Here is a 26,966-nt window from a genome sequence, read left to right on the forward strand (position 1 = left end):
AATCAGTATGAACGGTTGTACCGAAAACCCGCTTGAAATTCTCGACTTTGGGTGTCCATTCTATTGACAGTAGTCCACTCTGACCTTGCCGACTCAGCAACGATTTCTTGGTAGCTATATTGCTTACCATCCCGAATCAAATATACATCGTTATCGCTACCAACGTGGGCAATATATCGCTTCACAATCACATCTACATATTTGGCATCAAGCTCACTCGTATAGCAAATCCGATCCGTTTCCTCACAAGCAATCAACGTTGAACCTGAACCACCAAATGGATCAAATACGATATCACCAAGCTTACTGGAATTCTTGATCGGGTAACTAATCAAGGGAATCGGCTTCATCGTGGGATGATACTCATTGCGGAAGGGGCGATCAAATTGCCACAAGGTTGTTTGCTTACGATCACTGTTCCAGTAGTGTCCACTAGTTGGCTTCCAACCATATAATACGGGTTCGTGCATCCAGTGATATTGAGAATGACCGAGTACCATGGCTTGTTTAGCCCATATGCAACACTGGGCCAGTTTGAATCCAGCTTCAATAAATGCCTTTCTAAAATTCAAGCCTTCACTATCCGCATGGAATACATATAGACTTGCTCCATCATCAGCAACGTCATACATTCGAGTATAGGAAGCTAATAGGAAATCATAAAATTGGCCGTTATCCATCTTATCGTTTTCAATTTTCAATGCATCCTTGGTCTTACCTGTATAGTCCACGTTGTAAGGTGGATCAGTTACAATGAGATGAGCCTTCTTGCCATCCATCAACATTGCAATATCCTGCTGATTAGTCGAGTCACCGCATATGAGCCTATGCTTCCCAAGTAGCCAAATGTCACCTTTACGAGTGATCGGATGCTCAGGTAATGCTTCCTCTATATCAAAATCATCTTCGTCTTCCACTGTATCTTCATGTAATGTATCCAGCAACTTCTCACACTCACTCATATCAAATCCAGTTAAAGAAAGATCATAATCAGCCAGTTTTAATTCTTCCATTTCCTGCGCCAACAATTCAAAATTCCAATCTGCATACTCAGCCGTTTTGTTATCGGCTATTCTGAAGGCTTTGACCTGTTCAGGCGTTAAATCATCGACTAATATAGTTGGGACTTCCTTCAGTCCAATCTTCTTAGCTGCTAACAAACGAGTATGACCTGCTATAATTTCATTGTTACTATCAATCAGAATTGGATTTTTAAATCCATAACTCTGAATACTCGTTGCTACATAATCTACAGCTTTCTCATTATTTCTGGCGTTTTTTATGTACGGAATTAACGTTTCTACGTTTACGAATTTGATTTCCAATCCACTTGATCCCCCTTTCTAAACTCTCTTTTAAAAAGACTGCAACCCAAATCCAGGTGTAAAACACACCAATTGCAGTAACAAATCGTAATATTTCTATGATTATTGCTTGTAACATTAATAACAATATTGTTGCTCCTCTCTAAAATGAAAAGGAACCCTAGCCAATAGCCAGAATTCCCGTGTAGCCTAATTTGTAATTGTAAAACTGCTCATTGTGTCACGTGACACACTCAAACTCTGAAAGCTCAACTTCTCTAATTCATATGGTTTAAAATTTTGCAGATATCAGTCTATATTTAGCAAGATAAAATTCAATATGAAATACGAAAATTTTAAAGCGATAAATACAGCCATTTAATAATATGACTCTGAATTGTCCATGAATCCTGCTGAATCTATGTATGGTCTATACGTGGGATAGGGGAAACTCAAAACCGCGATAAAACCACTTCGCTACGCTCCGTAAACGGTAGTATCGCCTGCCGCCGTTTCCCCTCCCACACCCAACCCCTTTACGGCTAATTAAGTTCACTTTTCGCACAATTCCAATCATCCCTTAACTCTAAAATGTATGTATTTAATTCCATCACTTCCTCTCTACGGGCTGAAAAGCCCATCATATACAAACATGTTTCCTATTCTCCATCAGTTTGTTTCCAATTTTATAACGCCGAATTCCTATCTTCACTTCAATTTCTCCAATATAATAGCGGATTTTTAAAAGCTGTTTCCATGTTTCCAGTTTTGAGCACTCCTTATCATATATACACTCCTCACCAGCACATAATATTCGATCAAATATTATTATATGTATTTCTCTCAAGAGTTAAAAAAACAGGAAACATGGAAACAAACTCATGATTCTCTATGTAAACAAAGCATTTTTCCGTTTCCAATTGTAATCAAAACAGAAAACGGATAGGAAACAAATGTATCAAACAGGAAACATTCAACTTTTGATACCAAACCAAAAGGGAACTGAGCTGCCACTTATTGTTTTGGCCTTCTTCCGGTAAATCTTATCCTTAAGTTTTGCATCGAGATGCTTATTAAATTGAGTCACCTTTTCAGGTTTAAATCCACCTTGTTTGCACCATACAGTATACTTGGCATACAACCTTTTGCATTCGATTCGGCTTTCATGTTGTTTTGAACCTTCACTTTCAATTTCACATTCTTCATCTATGAACAGCATAATGGTATCCGATTCCATTTGATACGTTTTAACTTGATCCTTAATCGTTTGTGAATATGAAAATCCACCTTGTTGTTCGAGTCGTCTTAATCCCTCAAGCGCATAATTTAATAGTGTCGATAAAGCGGATGGAGTCGTCAATTTATGAATTAACTTCGTGTCCTTTTGTTGATCCGTAAATTTTCGAGTAAAAGGAAACACCGTCAGCCTTCTAAAAAATCCGTCACTGTTATCACTACTTTTCGGCAACTCATTGGCGCTGAACAACAATTTACAAAACGGCTCAAAGTTAAAGGGATCTTTCCCCTTTTTCTCTGCGTTTAATCCTTCACCACTAGCAAGCACCTTGAGGTTACCTGTAGAGTTCAATGCATCCGCAGGGATATCTGTAAAGCAATTCAGCACCTTTCCATACAACTCAGCAATTTTAAACCTTGATCTGTCTCCTTCTAAATCTTGAATTTTAACTTTCGATATATTCGTCTTGCCTATCATGGCTTCAATCGTTTTAATTAATACCGATTTCCCGTTACTTCCCGTACCTGTGAATAAAAATATTTTTTCATATTCCAAGGTGGGGATCAGAAAATATCCGATCATTTCAAATAAAGTTGCATGCGTATCCTGTTCAAGCACAGATTCGATAAACTGAAGCATAGCAGGATCATTGGCCGTAGGATCATATAGGACAGGAAATTGAATGGTGCTCCGTCTCTCAGGCGTATGCTCCCTTAACTCTCCCGTTTTCCAGTTCAACAAACCGTTTTTCACATTAATATAGTCGTCCAACAGATTCATTTGGGTTCCTGCAATATAACTTTGGGCCTCTATGTAATAACGTGCTTCCTTAATCCGACTATGGCGAAACTCATTGTCCAGCAGGGTAACGGATAATTGCTCCAGGTGACGCTCACCATCATTGACATATACCCCCTGATCATACCGATACAAAAACGTACCGTCAGAAAAACATTTCATATGCTGATCTAAAATATCTTTGCCGTACCAGATAGGCTGAAATTTCTTATGGGTTCCATGAATCTCAAAATATTTCATATAATTAGGCTCAATTGATTTGGGGGAATTCTCTCCTGCTGACTCATCATCGCGTTTGAACACATCTGGAATATCCACATGAGATGTAAGCTTAGAATTTCTTTGACTCCGATAATACTCTTCCTCGTGAGCTAACCATTCTTCATATTGTTCGGCAAGCCACTCTTGATATGCAGGATCATTCGCTTTCCGTTCTTCCTCTTCAATACGTTGTTCAAGCTCCCAATTCTCAAAAAACGCGATCTCCTTTTTGAAATACGCTCGTTCCGAATCGGTCATATATTTATCGTCCGTATATGTCCACCACGTTTTACCACCATTATACGAAAACTCTAATTCATATGGAGAATATTCAAACTGTATCCGATACTGCTTATCTACATCTTCCTTGGTAATCGGCTTCCACATACCATCTATCCAAGCCTCTACTTGTTTGCTATTGCTATTTTTTCGTACATCCACCCGTTTTCCGTTAATGGTGAATTGGTCAGTATAATACTTGTGTTTATCATCGTGCTTTTGTAAAGCTGTTGTCATATTGTTATGATCCCCCTTATTAATAGATGTTATCGACTACATGTTTAAATTCGTTATATTGCTCCATGACTTTCCTTAACGGAGGCGAATCCTTGAATATAAATACTTTCCGATTCGAATCCTTTAAATCTACTTTTTCATCCATTTTATAAAACCGATTAAACATCAACCATCCTGCCATCCGAGACTGGGTAATGACAATTGTATGGCTATCCATATCTGACCTCCTCATATATAAGTGATTGGAATGTGAAAGGTAAATTCCTCCCACATCCCTCTCTACCGGCTGACAAGCCGCATAGTTAAGCTCGCACCCTTTTATCAGCTGTCACCCAAGCGCCCGTGTTAACAGGCGCCTATCATGACACACTATGATTCAATTTATTGGATATGGACTATAGCCTTAAAGCTCGATTTCGTTACTTTCTCAATAGTTAAAAATTCAATTGCCGCTCCATCAAAATCCAGTAAGGATAACCCCTCATCTCGATGAATGGCCTGATCTCGTGGAATTATACATTTCCTTTCTCCATGCTCATCTACTACATGAACATATCGGTACTCGACCACCTGAATCTGTAATTTCTTGCCCAATACCTGGTCAGCAACTAACTGCGATTCTTCCTCCGACTTTTTTAAAGTGCTGAAGCCAAGTGAGTAATTTCTCAATGTTCGTCTTGTACTTTTCTCGTCCAACAGAGAAGGCGTATTACTGGTTTGTACTACGGTTTCCCTCTCAGCTTCATGCCCAATAAAGAATTGTCCCATAATTTCAGATAATGAATACACACCATCCGGCACATGGAATGGAAACTCCAGATCATCTATTGTAGCGATGCCAGCTTGAACGGTAAGCTCCTTGCTTTCTATATTCCAATTAGTAAGCCGATTCACCCTTTGTACTTCCCTCTTCAAAACATTTTCAAGCTGCTTCAGATTTTCCAGTAGCCCATCTACAAACAGCCATGCAAAGGAGTACGTTCTGTAGGATTGATATGCGATTTCCACAGCTACACTCGCAAGTATTGAAGGGTACGGACAGATCTCTTCACACTGAGTTTTGTATTCTTCTCTTAACCTGGCGTATTCTGCACTAATTGCTTTGCGGGTATCATTATCCCGTTCCCATTTTTTTAGTTCGTTAAATTCTTTTTGGCAATGATTAATAGGACTTTTCTGCTCGTTGTATTCTTTATACAGCGGTTCAATACGAGCTAGATAGTTCAGAAACTTCGGCTGGCTTACCTTGCTCATATCCTGTAACAATTGTCTCGTACTCTCGATGCCCAAAATCGACTGATCCAGTTTGCCATCTTTCATGTTAAACTTTTCATCTATATACTTTTCTGCCACAACGCAAAATTGATTAAACGGTGATTTCGTCGAGTACTGATAATCCTCCGCTTTACCACCATTCACGAAACGAAAGAAATACGGCATTTGGATAGCCAGACGATCCAGCACATATGGAATCTCTACTTCCAGTCCATTTTTGGTCGCATCAATGATTTGACCTTGGAGAAATTTGAGGACTGAGTTTTCCAAAACGCGTGCTTGAAGGCTTCCTTCCTCCAAAGCCAGATTCTGAAAATACGTATTCACATTCGTACATCTACCCGTTAGGTTATGTAGGCTCTTTAGCTCCATCTTGACGATGCTATCCATATTATTCGGTACAGGAGCAGCTACTTTTTTATCATCCTCATTGATGATTGTAGGAGCATCAATCACGGCTGAGAGTATGGTGGGATCATTGGTACAGAGAGCCGTATCCCCGTCCACGTCACCGAGTCCAAGTCTTGCGAGTGTTAAATCACAACAGTTCAGCACAATCACATTATCTAAATGACGTATATATCGGTTATGTACTTGTACAAAATCTAACTTACCGACTTCATTAAATATCGTTAACGGTGATCGGAATAAAGCATGCATTCCACGTTTCCGATTCATAAAAGCCTGCTTCTTCTTTAACACACCTGTTACTGCTTTTCCGCTGGCATACTGCATAAACGCAATCGGATCATTGGTTAGATAAAAGTAGCTGCCACGAATCGGGATACGACCTTTCAACATATCCTGTACTTTCAACATGGCTTGCTTCACGATAAATTTGCGAACCTTACCGTCATACAGCATGAGTTCATTCAAATCGATGGCTTGGATAATTTCATTGATAAACTCTTTCTTCTGACCAAGTTCTATTTCATCGTCAGGTTCATCGGGTTCTTCATCTACATCTTTGGGTTCATCGTCTTCTTGGACTAGCATATGTAGGAACGCTTTCGTGTACGCAATATCTCGAAGCCACTTTCCATGGACGTCATTCTTTTGCCCATATAGTACATGTTTGATGACATCCATTAGAGGCGTAGCTAATTGATATAAATCGTTCAGTGTAAGATTCAACGCATGAATATATTGGTATGTCAGTGGTGTGTAGGCGTTCATCTGGTACGCTGGTTTCGCATAATTCGCTACCCAAAAGTGATTATGATTATGTACTTTCAACAATTCTTCGTATTCTGTTATATTTTCAAACAAACACTTGGGCTTTGCTTGTTCCTCACTGTATTGATGCCATGCTTTGAAGCAGGATTTGGTAAGGATGAGATCAATAGGACGACCCTCTTTGTCGATGATCGGCTGTGATTCACCGAAAACATCTTTTATTTCTGTCACGTTGTTTTCCTTGAACCATTTCATCAGATCGAATCGGATAAAGTTACCCTTGATATATGGTAGTCTTCCCTGAACTGCATTGGGTGAATAGGATAGGTTCAGGTGTTGTCCAATACGCTCTGCAAACTGGAAGCTCATTAAACCTTGACCATCAAAAAACTGGACATTCTTATTTTCATACTTTGGATACTCGACTCGCTTGAAACCGATGGACTCTTCATTAATAGTGATGATTGGGATTTCTTCCGTTTGCTCGATGGAATAGCAAGGATATAGTTCGTCATTATACATAACTGAACGAGCAGAGAAAGGAATTGCTTCTAGCTTCACTCGACGATTCTTTTTATTCCATCCATTGAAAGTTTTATATTCATTTTGATCAGGAACAGACTTCGTGCGACCATTCCACGAGATCGTTTTATTCGGTATACGTTCTAACTTATGTAATTGTTCCTTAGTTGGTTTTAATTCTTTCTTCGCCTTGAAATATTCACGTTGCTTCATCTGTTCATCGAATATCAACTTCTGCTGCTCCAAATCTTCAGCACACTTTTCTACTTTCCATACATCTTCGATGATCGTATCCTTTTCATAATCGGGAATGACGACAATACGAGGGATATATGGAACAGACTGTGCTGCTGAACGACTCACACCAAGTGCTGCTTCCCACTTATGGATGTTGGTGAGTGGTGGCATTTTACCGAGTGTAATTTGTTTATAAAGATCAGCAACATACTTTTCCCGAATAAATTCTGTTCGCTGTGTACGTCCCATCACAGGTGACTTAATCGAACGGACATATTTTTCTCCATTATAATAGATGCCATCTCGCAGCATACGTTTAAACAGTGCAAGTTGGGCTGGATCATCTTCGTCAATTTGATCAGCTTTGAGCATAAAGATGACTTCGTTAACATCGGTGGAACGATCACGTACTGCTACGATTCGCTTGAGTTGGTCGAAATAGATACTGTTGGATACAGTGATGGTACGAGTGCTGGATTGTGGCGCACAAAGTTGATTGCCTACATGAGTGATCTCGTTAAAGTGGAACAACTTGATTTGGTATTGTTTTCGTGTTGGATTACTGGACAAGTTTTAGCCTCCTGTTTGTTGGTTTGAGTGATATGGTTGTGAACGTTCCATCCTGTTGGGTCTCTCTGAAATATTCAGAAACATACGTTCGTATGTATTATATAGAATATACGTTTGTATTTCAAGGAGAGTATTTAGGATTTTGACGTTTTTCATAGGGAATTGAATATATTCAAGGATTGACCGATTTGGATATTTTGAAGAGCGCAGGAAGGGTTATTGATCTTCATCAGATGGAAATGTACTCGACAATTAAGTAGGCATAAAAAAAGGACGTGAATAGCTCACGTCCCCAACCACACTACTTACTCTAAACCCTTATACACCAAACGTGTGATGGATGCTCTCCACATGCCCTGTGTGGCTAGCACGGATGAAGTTAGTCTATGTAGTTCCTTAATAGACTAGAAAGTATTCCCCGTTTTTTATCATAAAAAGCTATCCAAAGCTCCGACGCAAAGAAGGGGCTCTAAATATTTCAATCAGTTAAATTATAATTGTGTATGTTTTTTAATAACTTTTTCCGATTTATACTAATTCCTATTTTCCTATATTTTCCCTATACTATACCAAGATTTATATTCAGATTCGTTATCTTAGTCTGCAAATAGCTCTTTTATCAAATAGGCATCCGTATCAGCAGTTTTTGATATCTGCATTACGCTCACTCGACCTAGAAAATCCCAAATAAAAAGTCAATTTTATTGAGTAATTTCTCTTCCTACTGCTACCTCATCAAGCTCTTCTAAATCTATTGTAGCTAACATTTTTTGTGGCTTAGTTATTATTCTCAATCCAAGCTTCAGTAAGCGTTCATTTACTTCAGGTGTTATGGCTAAAAGTTTTTTATCTTCGAAATAATCATTTAACAAAAAATACTTAGATGGAATATTTTTTTTAATAGTTTCATTTAAGGCATCATTAAAAGCCTTAAAGTTTTCTTTTCCAGTTTGTTCAATACAATGAACTAATGAGTTTAAATCAATGTATGCGTTCTTTTTGTAATAGTAAATTTTTATTTCATCTGTTTTCTTTCCACTATAATTAACTTCCATTTCTTTCAAATCCAAAATATCATTGGAAGGATCTAAAAATAGAGGAACGCGCGTTTGACTAGTAACATTCATATTCAAAATATGACTGGTTATACCGCTATCTAGTCTTGCGATTCTTTTAATGAAAAAATTGGCTTTATCGGGTTCCTTAGTCATTCTGTAAGACATTCCATCGTAAGATATATATTGCATACCATCGGAAAGTTTGGAGAAAAGAGCACTTTTGCTTTCATTCAGTTTGTTAATATATAAGTGATAGTGATTGCTCCAAGAAAACTTCCTTGTTAGGTTTTTATTAAATAATATAGTGGCTTTCCCTTCATCATTTGTACTGCAAAAATCAAGTAACTCCGAAGGTACTAACATTTTTTTTCGAATATCCCAGTAGATTTCTTCATTTCCAATTCTATTTTTATAAATATTGGCTCCATTACCCGGAGTTTTTGTTTGCAGAATTAGAGTCACCATTTTTTCGTTTCGGCTAGGATCGGTATCCTTTTTTAACACTCTAACAACCATATCACACACCTGAGAAACAAGTACAGCCTTGGTAAGTTCTCCTTCATATTCAATTTCAAATGTGTCCCCAAACATTATCGGCTCGAATCTTTTATTCACAAATTCATCAAACAATTGAATTTTCCTCAAATCTCTGATGTGCTGATCCGTTTCGTAATCCCAAATTTCGCCTGGCCAACTATGAATTTTACTAAGACTATCATGAATACTTTTCAATCTTTCAATATTTTCGTTCACTAAATTTTTTACCATTGATAATGAAAAATCAACTAGATAACTAGTTTCCGAGACACCTTCAACTTCTAATTTATCAGTAATTAATGCCTTCATAGTTTTTGTGTTTGTTAGCATAAGATTTTTTCTGACCTGTTCGATCCCATCATTAAGCAATCCAGTCAAAGAATTTATAGAATCTACCATTATTTTTCCTGATTCAAATTCAAGCAAATTATGATATATTTCTGGAAAATACGAACTGTCTTCCACGGTATTTTTTTTGTTTATATAACTTAATAATGCTGTGAATCTACTAGAGTTATCACTTCTAATATTTCTAAATAGCTTCTGTTTAATCTCAGAATCTTCCATACTATAACTTTTACCATCAGTATGAACAAAAGTATCTCTTGCGCTTACAAATATAACATAATTAATTCGGGTACTATTAAGGTTTAATGTTTCTAAAGCACGCAATGCAGTGTATTCATGTTCATATTCATAGTCCATAAAAATTAAATCAAAATCAGCAATTTTATGTTCTCCTTGAGATCGTGGATCAGAAAGACCATGGACAATTAGGTCAGGGAAGTATTTTTCTATTTTCTCCAACATATGATACGCACTACCCTTGAACATACTTGCACTATGTCTTGTTACTATGTCTAAAACCTTATTTCTTTTTTCTTCCTCTTCATAGAGAGTCTCATATTCACCATACTCAATAATTTTTTCAATTTCTTCAGGTTCTAATATTTCAAGAAACAAATCTTTAAAGCTTTGCTCTTCTTTGTATTGCTCAATAATAAGTTTAGCAGGCTCGAGTCTCTCCTCATAATTTAGATAAAGCTCATCATCAATCACTAAGATTTTCTCGATATTAAGGTATGATAGTAGTTGTTCCATTCTTTCCATTTATCTATCCTCCACAATTCTTGAAAAGTCTAATTTAAAACAATAAAAACGATTTAAAGAATTAGTCATATCTTGAAGTTCAAAACTGATGTTATGAAATGCTGCTATTTCTCTGGAGATGAACAATCCCAACCCTTTCCCACCTTCTTTTCTGCTAAAAAAGGGTTCGAATATTGCTTCAGCATCATTTTTAGAAATTCCGGGTCCGTTATCATAATACAACACAGTTCCATCTTCATATATTTCAACTTCTATTCTTCCTAAATTGGTTCCATCAGATGGCTTTAAGGAATCTATCCAATATATTGAATTTAATATCAAATTATCAAATAATTGAATAAGCAAACCCTTATTCACCTTGACTCTTAACTGTTCAAGATTACACTTCACTGATATCTTTATTGCTGTTTCTGATTTTTCCACAACTGACCGCATGGTATTAGCAATCAATTGTAGTTCTTTCACTAAATTTACAGATGATTTTGCACGTCGCAAAGTAACAGCTTGCTCATCTATTTGCGAAACCATTGTTCTTAAAGATTTTAGATTCATTTCTAGTAAATCAAAATCTTGACTTGATTGTGATTTTTCTTTCAGTTGATACAGAATTGACATGATTTTGTGAAGAAAATTGTGTATTTCGTGTGCAATTTGCATTGAAGTCATGCCAATTGCGGCTGTTTCTACCAATGCCTGTTCTCTTCTTTTAATTTCTTTGATACCTTTTTCTATTTTTTTCGAATCGTTAATAATTAATTTCACTTCATTATCTGTGATTCTTCCTGATTTTTGCATTTTATTAACTACACTTTCTATATTTAATACTGAATCTCGTGCAGTTTGAGTAATTGTCTTTGAAGTTTCCTTTGGATCATTTCTAATTAGTATTTGTAACAGTGTCCAAAAGACATTCAAAATCACCTGACGAAAATTCTCATAAGATCTATTGTTTACCAATCCTTCTCGATTCGTTTGATCCACCAAAAATGGAGACTTATTAGAATTGAGTGAGATATATCCTGCTGTTTGTTCTCCAATGATACTTGTTCTGCCTTTACGAAATTTTTGTTTATTTAGTTCTAACCAGTCATCGCTTGATTCCCCATAAGGGAATATACGAAATCCATCTCTAAAAATCATTGGACCTCCAGTATATCGATTCAACACCTCTCGTATTCTAGAAGTATTTTCAAATCCCGTTATTTCTTTCAGTCTACTTCGATTAAATACAAAAAAGCGAAAAGAAAAGTTACCTATATAGCCTTCCTGATCTTTATCTAAAACAACATTTTTCGAATCCAGTAAAATTGCATCTTTCCCCGATTCCACTACTTGCCCTTTTCTTCTCACCACGTAACCATATGTTATTTTCCCATTATCATACTTACCTTCAATTTCATGATGAGCCTGTCTGAATAAAACTAAATCTTTATCTCCTACCTTACTTCTAGTCACTTTCCCATGTTTATTTATTAATACTAATTTAATTTCAAATGTTCTTGGCAAGTCTAGGAATGGATTTATATATTTCCCAGCTGTTAAAAATATAAATTCGTTTATCTTCATCTCATCCCAATCATCTCCAACAAAATCTTTTAAATTGCGAATAGTAATTTTAGTAAATGATTTACCTAATTCTTTTTTAGGTTCAGAATATAATTTATTCTCTATCTCATCCAAGAACTTATTACTTTTGTAACCAAAAGAAGACCAATCAACCTCTAATTTCCATATTTCCCTACTATCAACCATTGAAGTTTCTAATACCAAATAATTGCCTAGTTTCATCGTAGAAAACCGACCTAACCCTTTTTCTCCAAGAGGGATGTCATCAGTCTCTTGATCTTCTTTATTATTTAGTCGATTAGCAGTACCGACTACAAGCCAATTATCTTCTATTGTTTTATTATCCATGCCATGACCTTCATCATATATAACCAATTCCCGTTTATTTTGATCTATGGTAATTTCTATAAACTTTGATTTTGCGTCATAGGAATTTTTTATTAATTCTAAAAGAGCTACTTTACTACTGCTAATTAACCTCTCACCTAAATGAGAAATTATTCGAGCCATAGGTCTGAATTGGGACAAAGTACCCATCCTTTCTTCAAATAAATTTTATATAAATAGGCTTATTGTGAACCACTATAAGTTTTCACTATAAATTCACAATCAATTACTTCATTTTGATGCTTGTCATTCGTGACTTTTGTCGTTGGACTTCGGTGAGTGAGATAGTTCTTTAGTTATAGATTCTATACTTCTCCAGATAATTCCTCTTTTTTCTACAAAAAAACAGGACTACCTAGTCACTTTGTAAGAGTGAACTGAGAAGTCCCCTGATAGAAATCGAAAAAAAATTTGATTAATTGAAAATGCAAACACAAGGCACTGTATCGTCATCTTCTGGATTCATATTCTTCTTACAGATACCTGCCTCCAGTTCATCTCTATACTGTTTAAGCGTCAAGGGGCTCCCATCCCTTTTTAATATGGTAACATCACCAAGCATTTCTCTAAGCCGATTCTCCATCTCTTCTTGCTGGATATATACCTCCGGCCAAGTTTTATACAGGTGTTCATAATGATTGAGTCCGCCCCTGACACAACGACCACCGCAATTGGCATGAGAAAATCCCAAGTAGTACATCTCAGGCAGTCTGATCTTCCATTCGTTTTCTATTACTTCCTTAAGGTTTTTATCCTTAAGATTAGAATCAATCAGAGGAAATCTGGTTTCTACTGGCTCAAGCGGTTGATGCGCATAGAATTCAGTCAAGTTTTCTTGCCTATGTTTTTCATGAGGGCCAATACCAAAATAAAGAATCGGCTCGTATCCTTCATCCCGAAGTTCCTCAATGAAAAGTACAGTCTGTCTAACTTTTAATTCCGATGAACATTTAGCAAGGCGAGAGTTACCCAAAAATCGGGTCTCTGTAAAAACAGTCTCTGGTGTTCGTGTATCCATAACATGTTTGAACTCTATTCCGATGTAATCAGCGATATCATACATAAATCTATAGTTATCAGGATGCTCCCATAATGTGTCTGTAAAGAAAAGCAAGCAATTTTCCAATCCATGCGTTTGTACCATTAGGTATGCTACATATGCACTAGCAGCACCTCCGCTAAACATAGCGATATGTTTGGTTTTCCTCACAATCTCCCACCACTCTTCGTTCAGTCTTTTATGAATTCTTTCAATAATTCAATCAGCATAACCTGTATTTCTGTCTTTGGAACTCTTCTCGTTAGTTGCGTAAAGTTTGCTTTAGTAGATCTCAAAAGTGCCTGGGATTGTTCAGACAGATCAGCTTTTTGAATTGCGAATGAATCATCTCCAATTTTTACTTCTAAATATGATTCGAGATGATCTTGATTTATCGGGCTTTCAAGATTGCTTTTAATCTGAGATACAAACAACTGATCTGTTGTGTCTGACCAGTTTTCTCTTTTTACTCCCACAATTTTCTCACATATAGTATCTACCCAATTTAGTGCATCAGCTGCAATAAGAGATTTTACAAAGACATTGCTTGCCCTGACAATAGCTTCCTTTCCATAAGCCCATCTTTTCAACTCTTCAAAGGTGGTAACACCAACTGTATGATAAATTTTTTCTTCAATTAGCTTTTTATGCTGATCATTATATTCCTCACACTCTATCCTAAAATTCATTAACACATCATGCTTATTCGCATTACCAAACAATTCGTTCAAACGTTCCAAAGAAATGTCTGGTTGAACCTCACCCTCGCGAATACAAGTCTTGAATATATTGGTGAGTTCAGACGTTTGTTGTGTGTTTTGAGTTATACGAGGGAGAGAACGCAACCATCCTAACAAAATATGATTTGTAAATAGTGCAGGATGCAAGCGTTCATCTTCTTCTTGAACAAAATCTGCAAATACTATCTTGATTGACTTAACCAAATCATTATAAGCTAAATTGAACGGTATATACTTAAACGAATATTGTTCTGGATGCTCTACCATGTAATAAAGCAGATCTCCATCTACCTTATTGTTAACCATACTATTATGATAAAACATAAGATAATTCCATTCGTGATACAACAACGAAGCAAACATTAACGGAACTACGGGTTTTCTGATTCCATATGGAGGAGCTTCAAATACATCCACAAGATCAGAAACTCGTCCATTTCTTTGATGAATAATTCTTAGTAATTGCTCCCTTAAAGCCAATAAATTATCGTTATCCGTAATGTTAGGATCATTAAAGTCTATATGGTTCCGTCTAATAACCGTAGCATAAATTAAATATTCAGGGCCAAATCCTTTTATACAAATAGCATTAGTATTATGAAACTTAAGGATCTCATTAAGAACGTCAATCGCTGCTTTTCTTTGTACTTTTGTAATTGTTCTGCGATTGAAAGACTCATTTCTTATTTCTGGAGTATTATAGTAAATTCTATTCATTATCTCATCAGACAAAAAGACGCTTAGCTCTATATCACTTTTAAAGGAGTATGTTCTCCCCTGATAAACCCATGTGCTATTTTGCAAACGACTGATCGGTTTAATCACATCATTTATTTTAAAAATAAGTTGACTGATATTCGCACCTAGTTCTTCATATAAGAACTTATCCTGACTAGTGAAATATCTATCTTCCCGCATGAGTTTTAGCATTGCTAACGTCTCTAAGAAACGATCGAGAAAAAATGCCTCATTTGCAACAACAAAAAGTGCCTTCTCCTCTTTCATACTTTCTTCCTTCAACTGCTCCAACAAAAAAGAAGGCTCGAACCCAACATCATTAAAAACATAATAGATAACAGCATCTGATTCTTTTTGATGAATGATAAAAGACTGCACTTCTACTAGGTCCATTAATTCCGAATAATATATTGGAACAATTGGCGCAAAACGAGTGATACTCTTTTCATCGTTGTACTTTCTAGGTAGAATATATTTCTGCTGAAGTACCGAATGTAAGAGGCTCATCTTCTGCCTTTTATTTTGTGGGTTAAGCTGCAATCTTTTTTCAGCTTCTGCCTTAACATCAATACTACTTCCTTCAAATAATTCCCAGTGATCAAGAGCATTATTAAATCTGATGGCTTTTTTAGCTTCAAGACTCTCTAATACTTGCTTTGTATAAACATCTGACCATGAGAAAGCAAATGAGATAAAATCTTCATTTGGATCTTGTTGCGAATAAAGACCTGCTAAACTCCAAATAGTCAAAAGCTTAATTATTTTTATTTCATCATTTTGAATGTTCGATTCAATCATTCTCTTCTGTAAACGTTGATAAAGCATATACGACTGGCCAACCAGCGAATCTGATTCAAATTCGCTAAATGAAGGTTCAAAATAGTCAAAAACAGTATCAATTCGGTACCAATCTTCATGCTGTGAATAGTATGCTTTTAGCCCACCATGTTCATCACTTTCCAAAAAAGTAAATAAGGTTCGTTCATTTTGAGCGGTGATATTAGCTAAAGGTGGCAATACAAATAAAGAAACTGGGTGTAGCGGATAAGACTCTTTGATAACCAAGGAGTCAATTTCAAATGTATTTAAATCAGGAAATAAATTGAAATATCGAAGTTCCTTAACATTTTCATTTAAATTCAGTTTTTTACCTTCACGATATTCTTTTGTAACAAAGCTTGATAATCGAATAAAGGTTGCTGAATCAGATTTAGTATAATAAGTGCTATAACGCTTTTCGATTCTTTGAAACTCTTTTTGTAGTTCTTCGTTATAACGGAGTGCATATTGACTTAAGTTCCGATGTGTAATTAGTAAAACACTCAAATTATTTCCCAAATCGGAGTTTGCAAATTCGGCTAAATCCTGAAGATCCTGCATTGTCTCGTGTATAGCAGTTGAAGGAAGTGATTGCAAGAACCGACCAAACTCATCATACACAATAAACAAACCCAGATTTCGTTTTCTGAGTTCTTTTGTAATGTACTCCAATTGAGTAATTAAATCTTTATCAAAGTTAAGATTCAACTTCGAGCCAGATGTCAGTGTTGGATAAATCTTTTTAAACCAGTCAATAGCCTTAACGTTAACTTTCTCGATATCTTTTTTCCAGGTCTCGAATGTCCAAGATCTCTTTTTTAGCAAAATTGAAAACTCATCAAATGTAGTCTTGTATTTTTCTTCCCAAATTTTAACTATATTTAAAATATCTGAAACAATAAATGGCTGGGTAAAATCAAGTTTTTTTTCATTCAGAGTCGTATACAAGGCAGCTAGAAGGTTTTGCTTAAAATTTATCTCTTCTCCACCCAAAATAACGGGAATATATGTCACATTTTTTTTCTTTACATCAAGTAAAAGTTTATGAATTTGATTATCAACTGTCTGAAATTTACTTAACAATGAATAAAAAAGTTGATCCTCTATTTCATTTGAACAGACTCCTGCTAAAATAGTTCCGAGAAGCGATTTCCCTGATCCGTATGATCCTACAATGATATGGGATCTAATCCCTTCCTCTAAGATACCCTTTAAGATACCTACCGTAGAATCTATGTGTGATGGAGTTGGAAGATATCGCTCGTATAATGCGGACTTCCCAAGATCAAAGCGAATATTAATACTTGGTTGAAAGTAAGTTTTTTCTACAATCATGTTCGTTCCCTTCTAAGCCTTTTATATTCATCATCAAGAAAGACAAGCGGCTCCACTGTAGGTAACAGGATAGTATCTAATCGATTAGTTCTATCAAATTTAATTGGATGATACGGATGATATGTTAAGGCATCAAGTGCCTTAATAACTTCATTCCTTGGGAGATGGAATACTTTCCCCCATAAAAAATCTTTCTTTTGAATCTCTTCAACAGACAACTGACTTACCTCGAAGCGATCTTTATAACACAATAAGGTATACATTAGCGCGGCGAGCCCAATATCTGTATATTTCATTTTTCTCTTTGTAATAAGAGATTTTTCTTCCTGAAGCAAGCCTAATACGCTAAGAGGACTTTGAATAACATCTTCCGGGTCGTCGTTTTTCCCTTTATCGCAATACAATCGAATTAGACAGTCAATATCTCTTTTTATTGAGTTGACTGATGGCTTCCTAGGCTCATTTTTCTCTAACCAATATACAAAGTCATTAATAACTTCATCCTTTAATGAAGATTTCTTCTCATACATATTAAAATACCAATACCACGCGGTACATGGTTCCCTATCATCAACCAAATGGTAATGAATAATGCTAGCAGTATCAATCAGTTCAATATAAGGGTCATTCTCGCTCATAACGTCTCCAAATCGAGAAATATCATGTTCCGCTCTATTGTTCATATCAACAATTCCGGTTGCAACTACCCAATGTCGCAGTGATTGCACCATATTTTTACCCAATCCAATTTGTTCGGCTGCATCATCTCGATAAAGAAATCTATTGTCATCTCTAAGTTCTAAGATCGCTTTTCTTAACCAATTAATTCGTAAATAGAAACTTTGGTGCTGTCCATATCCCATTTTCATTACCTCACGATTTCTGGAGACTCTTCTCCAGATACTATATCACATCTACCATTTATAATAAATCATCACTTGATTTACTTGCACAATCACCAAAATACAAACATACGTTCTTTATATTACTATAAATAATTCCGTATAATTCTTCAATCATTTTCCTCTTACAAAACCTATGTACACTTACAAAAATCTCAATCCATCATTGATGTTTGTATATAAAGTTTAAAAGTTCCATTGTTATCACGCACTCCTCCTTGTCCCCTTATCAATAAAATAACTCATTATTTATGGTATAATCACAGAACAATAGAATAGGCTTGCAAGAGCGGTCGGCGCACTTCTCGGAAGGGGAGAGGTGTTGCCTCTGGTTAAAAAAGGCGCTTTGACGTTCATGATTAGCTTCGATGCGCTGATTATCGTGCTGCTGACGTTGGTCGTGTCCATTGTCGTAGCGGTTAACAGTAACACAAAGAAATAGGCCGCCCTGTGCCAATGGGATGCGACCTATTTCTGTAGAAAACCTTCTTGAAGCCGACCACTTTTCAAGCGGCTATTGTGCTGAGAGTCGTGTTACTAGCACGGCTCACTATGCAATTTACACCTTTAATGACTTCAGTGTACCACAGCCACCGGTAAAAATGAACTCCCTGCCTTCTTAACTGCTACTCTATTTACGAACAATCTCGCCGTCACATATCATCCACATAATCCCAATAAAAAATCAATATATGTTATTACCCGTTTTATACCTACTACATCGTTCTAACCTTTTCCGAATAAAATCCATCTGAGCTACGCACTCCATATGCCTTATGTAGGTAAAAAATATATATTCCCGCACTCAACCCTAAAGCGATTTTCTGAATGCAGGAACATATTCAAATTACTCTCAAACCCTCGTACATCAATGCTTCTTATCTCGATATATTACTACCACGCACTCCACATGTGTCGAGACAGCGAAAGGGATATATTCCTTTTTATTATATATATTACCTATACTATCAAAAGCCGCTCCTTCACACAACACCCCCTTTTTTACCCGAATCCATAATCACGATGAAATCAGCCCCGTTCCTCACTTTGAAAAGCAATTGCTCAAAATTACTACCAGCTTCCTTCCCTCTCACACCTCCAGCTTCCAGTATTACACATAGTAAATACCCCAACCAATGGGTCATTCTGTAAACTAAATCTCTCTTTTAACCGATAAATACATATGCTGGACTGTTATTTAAATATCACATCTCGTAACTTTATACCCAACAAACTCAGTGATACATATGGGTCTTGACTCAAAGTTGTATTCATCCAATTCTTCTATTCGTCAGACTCGAATTAAAAATGCTGCACTTTACTTTTGTAATCAGCCATCACATCTAGAAAGGAGTTATAAACTCACTTGAGCATATTATCAGATGGGATCGGGTATGAAAGCCTACGCTTTTATGGCCCCTTTCAGCCGCAACACATCGATCAACTTCAAATAACACGTACCATTAATGATCATACTTTTTTACATATTAGTGGTATGCTCTCCGAAGAACAGGGAGCCGCATGCATCGGACAAAATATGGAGCAAGAGCCGATTGTGATTCGTCAGTTGGATGATCAAGGACAATCGCTAAGAAGACTGTTCCACGGGATCGTTACGCAAATGTCTGTGAATTGCACACGTGGAGTATATACCTTTGAACTGGAGGCCGCTTCCCATTCCTATCAAATGGATATCAAGCTGAAAAAACGTTCCTATCAAGATATTCACCGCACTTATGATGATCTTGTCACCTCGATGGTTCGTAAATATGAGTATGGAGACGCCATTGATACCGTAACTAATTATGCCAAACTGGATACTTTTGTTTTACAATATGAGGAGACCGATTGGGCTTTTTTAAAGCGTCTTGCTTCCCGTTTTGGCTCCGTACTTGTGCCAGAGGTAACCGCAGCTTCGCCCAAGGTCTTCTTTGGGATGCCAGAAGGCAAGCAGTATAAGGTGGAGCGGGATGTATTTTATCGGGTACGGAAAACGTTTCATGAGCTAGATACGGGAAAACCAGGGGAACGTGCTGGATCGTATGTCACCTATACGATTGAAAGTCTACAATACTTCGCTCTAGGTGACCTTATCACGTTACCCATTGGACAAGGCAAAGAACTGGTCGTGGTTCGGGCAGTGACACGGTTAGAGGATGGCTTACTGCGTACCCGTTATGATCTCCAAGCGGAACAAAATATTCGCTATGCCCGGTATGAAAACGATCAGGCCACCGGGATTTCGCTGATAGGAACGGTGCTCAAGATACAACAGGATTTCGTACAGCTTCAACTCGACATCGACCCGAAGCAAGATCTAGCTAAAGCCTGTTGGTTTCCTGTAGCGACTCGATATGTAGCCGAAGAACATAGTGGCTGGTACGATATGCCTGAAATCGGGGAAAAAGTCGAACTATATCTGCCTACACACCGTGAACAGGATGCCTATGTGACGGATTCGCTCCGACAACAACGCCACGCAAATGGACAACCGAATGTGAAGGTATGGCAACATGTGCAAGGAAGCGGCATAGAAATGTCTGAGCAAGAACTGACCCTGTCCACCTCGGATGGATTTTCAATTACACTAAATGAAGATGGTGGCATTACCGTTAACAGTCCGGGGAATGTGCAGATTCAGGGTGGTCATGTGAAGCTCAATGCAGGTGAGGAACTATCACTGGAAGCTGGCACGGCGCTATACTTAAAAGGTGGGGCCAGTAGCATGGTGCTGGATGGTGAGACAGATACCAAAGCTCCAGTGATTTATCAGGAAGGGACGGTGAAAGCTCCTGTTTTCGTAGCCGACCTCCCTCCTGTACCTGAACCGCCGTTAATGAGCATCAAAGCATATGAGGCTGCACAAACCGCAACAGCCAAGAGCAGCCAAGCCCCTACTCCTAAAGCAAAAGTTACGACTCCAGCAGCGCTTCAAAAGGCCAATGCTTTGATGGGGACGATATCCAAACTGTTAGGCTCCATTCCAGCAGTGGGGAACGTAGCCAATGTGATGTTGAATACTGTTGGTGGGCCAGCAGGTAAAGTGGCGGCAACGGTGTTACAAGCAACCGCAGCCATCCCTATTCGTAGTAAAGGAACTCCTACTATTGAAGGCAGTGGTAAAGAAACGGGCTTACATCCCCTGAAACACTTGGCTGGTTTAGCGATGCAAGGGTTAATTAGTCAATATGAGCATGAGCATGCGAGACAAGCCTATTATAGCAAGTGGATTTTAGGTAAAGTATATACGAGTGCGCGTCATTTGGCTAATTCCGGTGGCCCATTGGAGTTGGTTCAAAACCTGCTGAAAGAGTCTAATGCTATGGCTCATGCCTATCAGCAAGTTCCTAAAAGTGTTCGAGATAAAATGCTCAGGGATTATAAGGAAAAACAACGCCTTCAGGCAGCGCAAACACAGAAACATGAGAATCCAAAACTTGCACTATGGAGAGAAAGAAAAACTAGGGAGTATACTTCATATTGGAATCAAACTGATTATTTTACAGCCAACTGGTGGCAGGATGAAGGTAAGCTAAAGCAAGCTGAGCAAGCACTACGCACTGAAATTACAATGCAGCGCAAACTATCACTGTATGATATCAAAGACCCCAATAAAATGGCTGCCATCCAGCGCATCGTCAACACAAAGCGAACACAACTATGGGATGAAGGAACCCTAAATGCCATAGAAAATGGATTAGTAGCTATGGGGGTAGACTCAACAAATGCTATTGAGTTGGACAAAGAGAAAATGGATGCACTCATTGCTCGATACAATCAGGGCTTCATCGGACAAAAATCTGGAGATTACATGGAGAGGACAGGCCTAAGCGATTTAATTGAGGAAACAACCTATGGGGTTGTAGGAGCTCGTATCGGTATGGAGTCGGTCGGAAGGCCTTCTGCTAGACCTAACCAGCCACCTATTGTAGAGAAGCCACCTGTAAAGCCCAACCCAAAAGGTGGTCCAGGTATAAACAGGCCGATTGATGAGTTTAATGATTCGCCGACTTATAATGGGGCAAATTTTAGCAAACCTAAAGAGTCGCCTAAACTACCGAATTCGAGCAAGCCTCCTGAAGGTACGGCTAAAACTGGAAATTCAAATAATGGACAATATTCAGGGAAATTAGTAAAGGTTCCTAAGGAAGATGAAGCAGCTGATATGTTAGCAGAAAAACTAGGTGGAGAATCCAGAGTTAAATTTAGCAATGACCCTAAGGGACGTGAGTTTGATACGGTAAGCGACCAGTACATTGCTCAAACCAAACCACCGTTGAACAGTTTAGATAAGCAATTTAGAAAACAAGCGAAAGCTACGATTGAAGCGGCAATTGAGACGAACAGAAAAGCGTACTTTCACTTTGAAGGTAAGCCTGATGATAGAGTGCTAAGACAACTTAAAGAATATGCCGAAAGATATGGTGTAGAAATAATTATTGATACTAAACCCCTTATACCATGAGAGGATGAGAAGAAATGTTTGAGTATCACGGGTGGGCAACCATTAGAGAAAGTTCCTCATTTGAAGATGATGATGAAAAATTAATTTTAGTCATTCAAGAGATACAGAACTTTTTGAATGAATTAGATTGGCCTTCTGGCGTTTTGGATTTAAGAGCCGTAAATGGAGATTTTCAACTCTGGATAGCAGGTCTTAATAATCATAAACCTACAGCTAAACATAATCCCATAGAATTATTAAAAAAAGTAGGTGAGTTTGCTCCCGGCTCATATGGAATTTTATATGTAAGGGATAGTGATGATATGAAACTATTTAATGAATTTAGGGTTCATACATTAATTCGAGGTGAATTGACTGAACACACAGACCCTTTCTTGTCTCCATTCATACCTAAAGTAGAAGATGACTATGAAGATTAACATAGAGTTGAAGTAGAGCTATTAACGTTTACAACTCCGACAATAAGAGTGCAATACCACCAACAAACCAAACACTGAACAAATTAACAAACACTTGATGAACTTTAAAAAGCTTGTTCCAACTTGAATCATGAGTAGGAATGAGCTTTTTTGTATAATCAAAATAAAAAGGTAAAAAAATCATAATAATCCATCTTCCCTGCACAAAACAATGACTTGCCATCCCTCCCCATCAGAGTTAACATACACACACTCAAACGACTAAGGGAGGGAAGTTCACTATGTCAAATTGGCCAGATTGGTTTCAAGAAGCGTTACGCCAACGATTTTATCAATTAGAACTAGCTAGTGAACAACAGGCTTCATGTTCATCTGAGGACAACAATCTATTCACTCAAATGGATCAATTCAAAATTAACCAAAACGAGGATATTCAGCAACTACTATCCGAATGGGAAGAAGCAATTGGCTACCAGTTAAGCCATGACAAACAGTCCATCTATATGGAAGGAGTTAAAGACGGGATTCGATTGATCCTTCCCGTCATACAACCCACAGTTACTCGCTAGCTTTAGATCACTTTAGTCTATGATTTTTTTAGTCCAGTATTTCATCTATGCTCATTCCACTTTTCAAGGTAAAAACAAAATGCGCTGGTGAGAGAATGGTTATCTTCTCCACCAACGCATTAAATAGGCTATCATCAAATTGTTCTAGTATATCTTTCTGTGAGCTTAAAAGTTGAATCATCTCATCGACACGTTCCTTGATTTTTTCCTTCTGGTCCTCTTCCTCCTCTAATGTCAGCATCTGTTGCCGTAGCTCGTTGAGTTCAGTGGAAAGTCTGTTTGTTTCTTCTTCATATACGGCCTCATCAATCTGATTTCGCAGCTTGAGATTCACTAACTCCTTCAGGTCGGATTTCAATTGTTGCATCTGTCCTTCGATGTCTAATAACGATTTTTGCTCTACTTTGCTGGAAAGTGCTGATTCAATATTGGCTTTCAGCGTTTTAATGAATCCTTTCTTATTCTCATACATCCGATTGAACAATCGTACAAACGCGGAATGTAAAACTTGTTCATCGACTGATTTGGCATCACATGCTGCTTTCCCTTCATTAACATACGTTTTGCATTGCCATACCACTTTTTTGGATGGATTATTGCTGTTCCAGGTTCGGCGTTTAAAAATGGCCCCACAGCATCCACAATATACTTTGCTACTGAGTGCATATTTACTGGAGTATCTTTTACTATCCCCCATCACACTCCCTTTCAGCTTGGCCCTCCGTTCCTTTTCCTTTTGCACCGCTTCAAATATTTCCTTGGATACAATCGGTTCATGGTTGTCCTCAATTAAATATTGCTGCTCCTGTCCTTTATTCCTTATTCGTTTGTCGGTTAGAAAATCTACCGTTACCGTCTTTTGCTGAAGCAAAGCTCCGTAATATTTCTCATTGGTCAGAATTAAGGTAATGGAGGAATCCCACCACGTATCGCCACCCGTGACTGTTTTAATGTGGTCTCGCATCAATCCTCTAGCAATCGCCTGATAGCTTTTTCCGTCCAGATACTCCTCATATATACGCCGCACAATCTCGGCTTCCTTCTCATTAATGACCAGTTCACCATGTTCATCCTTATCATAGCCGAGGAAGCGATTCGTGTTGCAGAAGACTTTGCCGTTTTGGAAGCCACGTAATATACCCCATCGACTATTTTCGGAAATGTTCCGGCTCTCGTCTTCGGCAAGGGAACTTAGGATGGTCAGCAATACTTCACCTGTGGTATCCAGTGTATTAATATTCTCCCGTTCAAAGAATACAGCCACTCCTAGACTTTTGAGTTCCCGTACATATTTCAATAAATCCAGTGTATTCCTAGCAAATCTCGAAATCGACTTGACCAGAATCAGATCCAGTTTACCGTTTCGAGCATCCTGTATCATCCGGTTAAAGTGTGTTCTATTTTTGGTGCTGGTTCCGGTGATCCCTTCATCGGCGTAAATATCAGCCATTTCCCATTCCAAGTTGTTTTGAATGTATTGGGTATAATGATTGACCTGATTGGTATAGCTCTCCTTTTGCTCCTCGGAATCTGTACTGACTCGGCAATAGGCAGCGACTTTCTTCTTTTGAATAGATTGAATTCCTTCTACGATGTCCATCGTTTTAATGGGAACGACGACGACTTTTTTTGCGGTTGCGGCTTGGGCCATAGGTGTTTCTCCCTTCAATATCTTCTTTATACGGTCACATGGTATAATGCTTCTGGCACATCATCAAGTCCATTTCTGCCCATGTTATAGCTATTTGAAAGACTTTTTATTAAGCTCATCAATCGCTATGAACTCTTCTTCTGTAATTACATTTTGTGATCTCAATTGCTTCAATAGGCTTAGACTCAGTAGATAATCAATAGATTTTCGTTGCATATGTATGTGCTCCTTTGAAATAAAAATGGCTCACCTCTAGGGCAAGCCAAAACTTAGAATAAATTCTTAAGGCTAATGTTCTTTTCTGCGGTCATGCTAGGATCGCTTACTAAGGTGGCAGTCAGTACAAGGGCTTTATTGTTCTCCCCACTACTGCTTCCTGCTTTTATCGTTACGCTATTTCCTGTGCTGGTTGTTATGCTTCCCTTAGTAGGAGTCGAATCATCTTGATTTCATAGGCTCCACTCTACAGACTGTTCAAACACTTCCACTCCATGATCATAGATATGGCTGACGTATGAGGCGCTTTGGCCTGTTTTGAGCATGGGGTTTCCAGTTATGGCTATCGAATAGTTATGCGTTCCCGTTTCGACGACTCTCATTTCAATCGTACTCAATATTGTAGGATGATACGTTAATTTTGCGGTGATGCTTGCTTGTCCCGAAGCGATACCCATAACCTGGCCTTGCTGATCTACACTAACCACACTTGGGTCACTAGATATATAGGTAATCGTCGGATTGGCTATCTCATTCCCATTATCCGTAGTGGTTACATTCAAAGATAACGTTTCGTTGAGCAGCGCATGAGCTATCGTTCCCTGATTGATATGTAATGCATATGTATGAGCAATCTCATATTCCCATCGGTCTGCAATGTTATTTTCCACGTCATCATAAGCTGTATTTATGCTATCCAATGTGCAGCTTAACTGGATGATGCCATTCATCGTGCGGTCAATTCCAACTATTTTAAAAAGCTGATGAGTAATGTAGAATCGTTGGCTTAATGTAATTCCCTCGTATCTGTATTGTCTTGTACGGTAATCAGGATGTTGCCCTCTGGCATGGAGATAACTTTACCTGTTTCCATTGAAAACGTTCTGGTTTCTACCACAGCATCAAACCATGTCACCTGTCCATTCCAGTTCAAAGGCGTTATTACACTTTTTCATTCTGCCTCGACAAGACTGTTCATTTCGATCCACCTGACTAGTGATCAGATATCGTTCATAACGATAATCCACGATATCTCTTGTGTGTAGAGGTGTTGCTGCTCGAATGATTTTTTCATCGGTGTTTTGAATATTATTTGCCGCATCTCGAATCAGAGCAAGCTGTCTTACACCGTTGATATGTACAAGCTCACCTTTTTCTCGAAGAAAGAAACCCATCATCGGCTCTAGGCTCCTTGTCACTCCTCCACCTCCAAACCAAAATCCTGCTTACAGCGATAATAATGAATAATCCATTCATTTTTAGTGTAGTTCAGTGGCTTAGAACTGTCAAACCGGAGCAAGACAACGACATTATTATTTTCAGAATATATTCGGATATAAAAAAACAGGGAAAAGACATGACGGAAGCGGATTTGCCCCGTTCTCCATTCAACCTTTTCCCCGATTTTTTTCAAGTCTCTATCATGGCTTCAGTGAGAACACCCCTGACATGACGTGCCCCCATCAAGTTATTTATTTTCATAGAGTGCTACGCCGTAGTTCATAAAAATACTGCACAA

17 protein-coding genes are annotated in these 26,966 nt (G+C 37.9%); 4 read left to right on the forward strand and 13 right to left on the reverse strand.

Annotated elements, in window-relative coordinates:
• Positions 1–2 precede the first annotated feature (2 nt).
• The 9 genes from E0698_RS24420 to E0698_RS24460 form a co-directional block, all read right to left on the reverse strand.
• Positions 3–1,325, reverse strand: coding sequence for a DNA modification methylase (locus E0698_RS24420; RefSeq protein WP_192513196.1), 1,323 nt, complete (start codon positions 1,323–1,325; stop codon positions 3–5).
• Positions 1,326–2,277: 952 nt separating this feature from the next.
• On the reverse strand, positions 2,278–4,116 hold the full coding sequence (locus tag E0698_RS24425; protein WP_192513197.1) for a DNA primase family protein: 1,839 nt from the start codon (positions 4,114–4,116) through the stop codon (positions 2,278–2,280).
• A 19-nt stretch (positions 4,117–4,135) separates the two neighbouring features.
• Positions 4,136–4,333 (reverse strand): hypothetical protein, encoded by a 198-nt coding sequence (locus tag E0698_RS24430; RefSeq protein WP_192513198.1) that lies wholly within the window; start codon positions 4,331–4,333, stop codon positions 4,136–4,138.
• Positions 4,334–4,497: 164 nt separating this feature from the next.
• Positions 4,498–7,896, reverse strand: coding sequence for an RNA dependent RNA polymerase (locus tag E0698_RS24435; protein WP_192513199.1), 3,399 nt, complete (start codon positions 7,894–7,896; stop codon positions 4,498–4,500).
• Positions 7,897–8,597: 701 nt separating this feature from the next.
• Positions 8,598–10,601, reverse strand: a complete 2,004-nt coding sequence (locus E0698_RS24440; protein WP_192513200.1) for a hypothetical protein — start codon at positions 10,599–10,601, stop codon at positions 8,598–8,600.
• On the reverse strand, positions 10,602–12,677 hold the full coding sequence (locus E0698_RS24445) for a sensor histidine kinase (protein WP_192513201.1): 2,076 nt from the start codon (positions 12,675–12,677) through the stop codon (positions 10,602–10,604). It abuts the gene before it with no gap.
• Between the two features lie 292 nt (positions 12,678–12,969).
• Positions 12,970–13,764, reverse strand: a complete 795-nt coding sequence (locus E0698_RS24450) for a hypothetical protein (protein WP_337916450.1) — start codon at positions 13,762–13,764, stop codon at positions 12,970–12,972.
• 20 nt (positions 13,765–13,784) lie between these two features.
• Positions 13,785–17,225, reverse strand: a complete 3,441-nt coding sequence (locus tag E0698_RS24455; protein ID WP_192513202.1) for a hypothetical protein — start codon at positions 17,223–17,225, stop codon at positions 13,785–13,787.
• The gene (locus E0698_RS24460; RefSeq protein ID WP_192513203.1) at positions 17,222–18,094 is read right to left on the reverse strand and encodes a DUF4007 family protein; all 873 of its coding nucleotides are present in this window, start codon (positions 18,092–18,094) and stop codon (positions 17,222–17,224) included. The genes E0698_RS24455 and E0698_RS24460 overlap by 4 nt, the downstream gene beginning before the upstream one ends.
• A gap of 355 nt (positions 18,095–18,449) precedes the next feature.
• Between E0698_RS24460 and E0698_RS27170 the strand changes: the two genes are divergently transcribed.
• The 4 genes from E0698_RS27170 (at position 18,450) to E0698_RS24475 (ending at position 23,580) form a co-directional block, all read left to right on the forward strand.
• Complete coding sequence (locus tag E0698_RS27170; protein WP_238354137.1) at positions 18,450–18,569, forward strand: putative holin-like toxin; 120 nt, start codon at positions 18,450–18,452, stop codon at positions 18,567–18,569.
• Positions 18,570–19,493: 924 nt separating this feature from the next.
• Positions 19,494–22,592, forward strand: coding sequence for a restriction endonuclease fold toxin (locus E0698_RS24465; protein WP_192513204.1), 3,099 nt, complete (start codon positions 19,494–19,496; stop codon positions 22,590–22,592).
• Between the two features lie 14 nt (positions 22,593–22,606).
• Positions 22,607–23,011, forward strand: a complete 405-nt coding sequence (locus tag E0698_RS24470) for an Imm7 family immunity protein (protein WP_192513205.1) — start codon at positions 22,607–22,609, stop codon at positions 23,009–23,011.
• 281 nt (positions 23,012–23,292) lie between these two features.
• On the forward strand, positions 23,293–23,580 hold the full coding sequence (locus E0698_RS24475; protein ID WP_192513206.1) for a hypothetical protein: 288 nt from the start codon (positions 23,293–23,295) through the stop codon (positions 23,578–23,580).
• 28 nt (positions 23,581–23,608) lie between these two features.
• On the opposite strand, the gene E0698_RS24480 is transcribed toward E0698_RS24475, so the two are convergent.
• The 4 genes from E0698_RS24480 to E0698_RS27180 form a co-directional block, all read right to left on the reverse strand.
• Positions 23,609–25,231 carry a recombinase family protein gene (locus E0698_RS24480; protein WP_192513207.1) on the reverse strand — a complete coding sequence of 541 codons (1,623 nt, stop codon included), beginning with the start codon at positions 25,229–25,231 and terminating at the stop codon, positions 23,609–23,611.
• Between the two features lie 90 nt (positions 25,232–25,321).
• Positions 25,322–25,447 (reverse strand): SHOCT domain-containing protein, encoded by a 126-nt coding sequence (locus E0698_RS27545; RefSeq protein ID WP_268794278.1) that lies wholly within the window; start codon positions 25,445–25,447, stop codon positions 25,322–25,324.
• A 233-nt stretch (positions 25,448–25,680) separates the two neighbouring features.
• Positions 25,681–26,178: an Ig-like domain-containing protein gene (locus E0698_RS27175; RefSeq protein ID WP_238354138.1), complete on the reverse strand. Its 498-nt coding sequence runs from the start codon at positions 26,176–26,178 to the stop codon at positions 25,681–25,683.
• A 171-nt stretch (positions 26,179–26,349) separates the two neighbouring features.
• A complete protein-coding gene (locus E0698_RS27180; protein ID WP_238354139.1) occupies positions 26,350–26,646 on the reverse strand; it encodes a hypothetical protein in 297 nt (98 codons plus the stop codon).
• Between the last annotated feature and the right edge of the window lie 320 nt (positions 26,647–26,966).

The sequence above is a fragment of the Paenibacillus sp. 23TSA30-6 genome, assembly GCF_014858585.1.
GTDB lineage: Bacteria > Bacillota > Bacilli > Paenibacillales > Paenibacillaceae > Paenibacillus.

Excerpts from the sequence above, each read along its gene's own strand:
- E0698_RS24425 (WP_192513197.1), bottom strand. The coding sequence starts at position 4,116 with ATGACAACAGCTTTACAAAAGCACGATGATAAACACAAGTATTATACT.
- E0698_RS24430 (WP_192513198.1), bottom strand. The coding sequence starts at position 4,333 with ATGGATAGCCATACAATTGTCATTACCCAGTCTCGGATGGCAGGATGG.
- E0698_RS24440 (WP_192513200.1), bottom strand. The coding sequence starts at position 10,601 with ATGGAAAGAATGGAACAACTACTATCATACCTTAATATCGAGAAAATC.
- E0698_RS24445 (WP_192513201.1), bottom strand. The coding sequence starts at position 12,677 with ATGGCTCGAATAATTTCTCATTTAGGTGAGAGGTTAATTAGCAGTAGT.
- E0698_RS24455 (WP_192513202.1), bottom strand. The coding sequence starts at position 17,225 with ATGATTGTAGAAAAAACTTACTTTCAACCAAGTATTAATATTCGCTTT.
- E0698_RS24460 (WP_192513203.1), bottom strand. The coding sequence starts at position 18,094 with ATGAAAATGGGATATGGACAGCACCAAAGTTTCTATTTACGAATTAAT.
- E0698_RS24470 (WP_192513205.1), top strand. The coding sequence starts at position 22,607 with ATGTTTGAGTATCACGGGTGGGCAACCATTAGAGAAAGTTCCTCATTT.
- E0698_RS24475 (WP_192513206.1), top strand. The coding sequence starts at position 23,293 with ATGTCAAATTGGCCAGATTGGTTTCAAGAAGCGTTACGCCAACGATTT.
- E0698_RS24480 (WP_192513207.1), bottom strand. The coding sequence starts at position 25,231 with ATGGCCCAAGCCGCAACCGCAAAAAAAGTCGTCGTCGTTCCCATTAAA.
- E0698_RS27545 (WP_268794278.1), bottom strand. The coding sequence starts at position 25,447 with ATGCAACGAAAATCTATTGATTATCTACTGAGTCTAAGCCTATTGAAG.
- E0698_RS27175 (WP_238354138.1), bottom strand. The coding sequence starts at position 26,178 with ATGAATGGCATCATCCAGTTAAGCTGCACATTGGATAGCATAAATACA.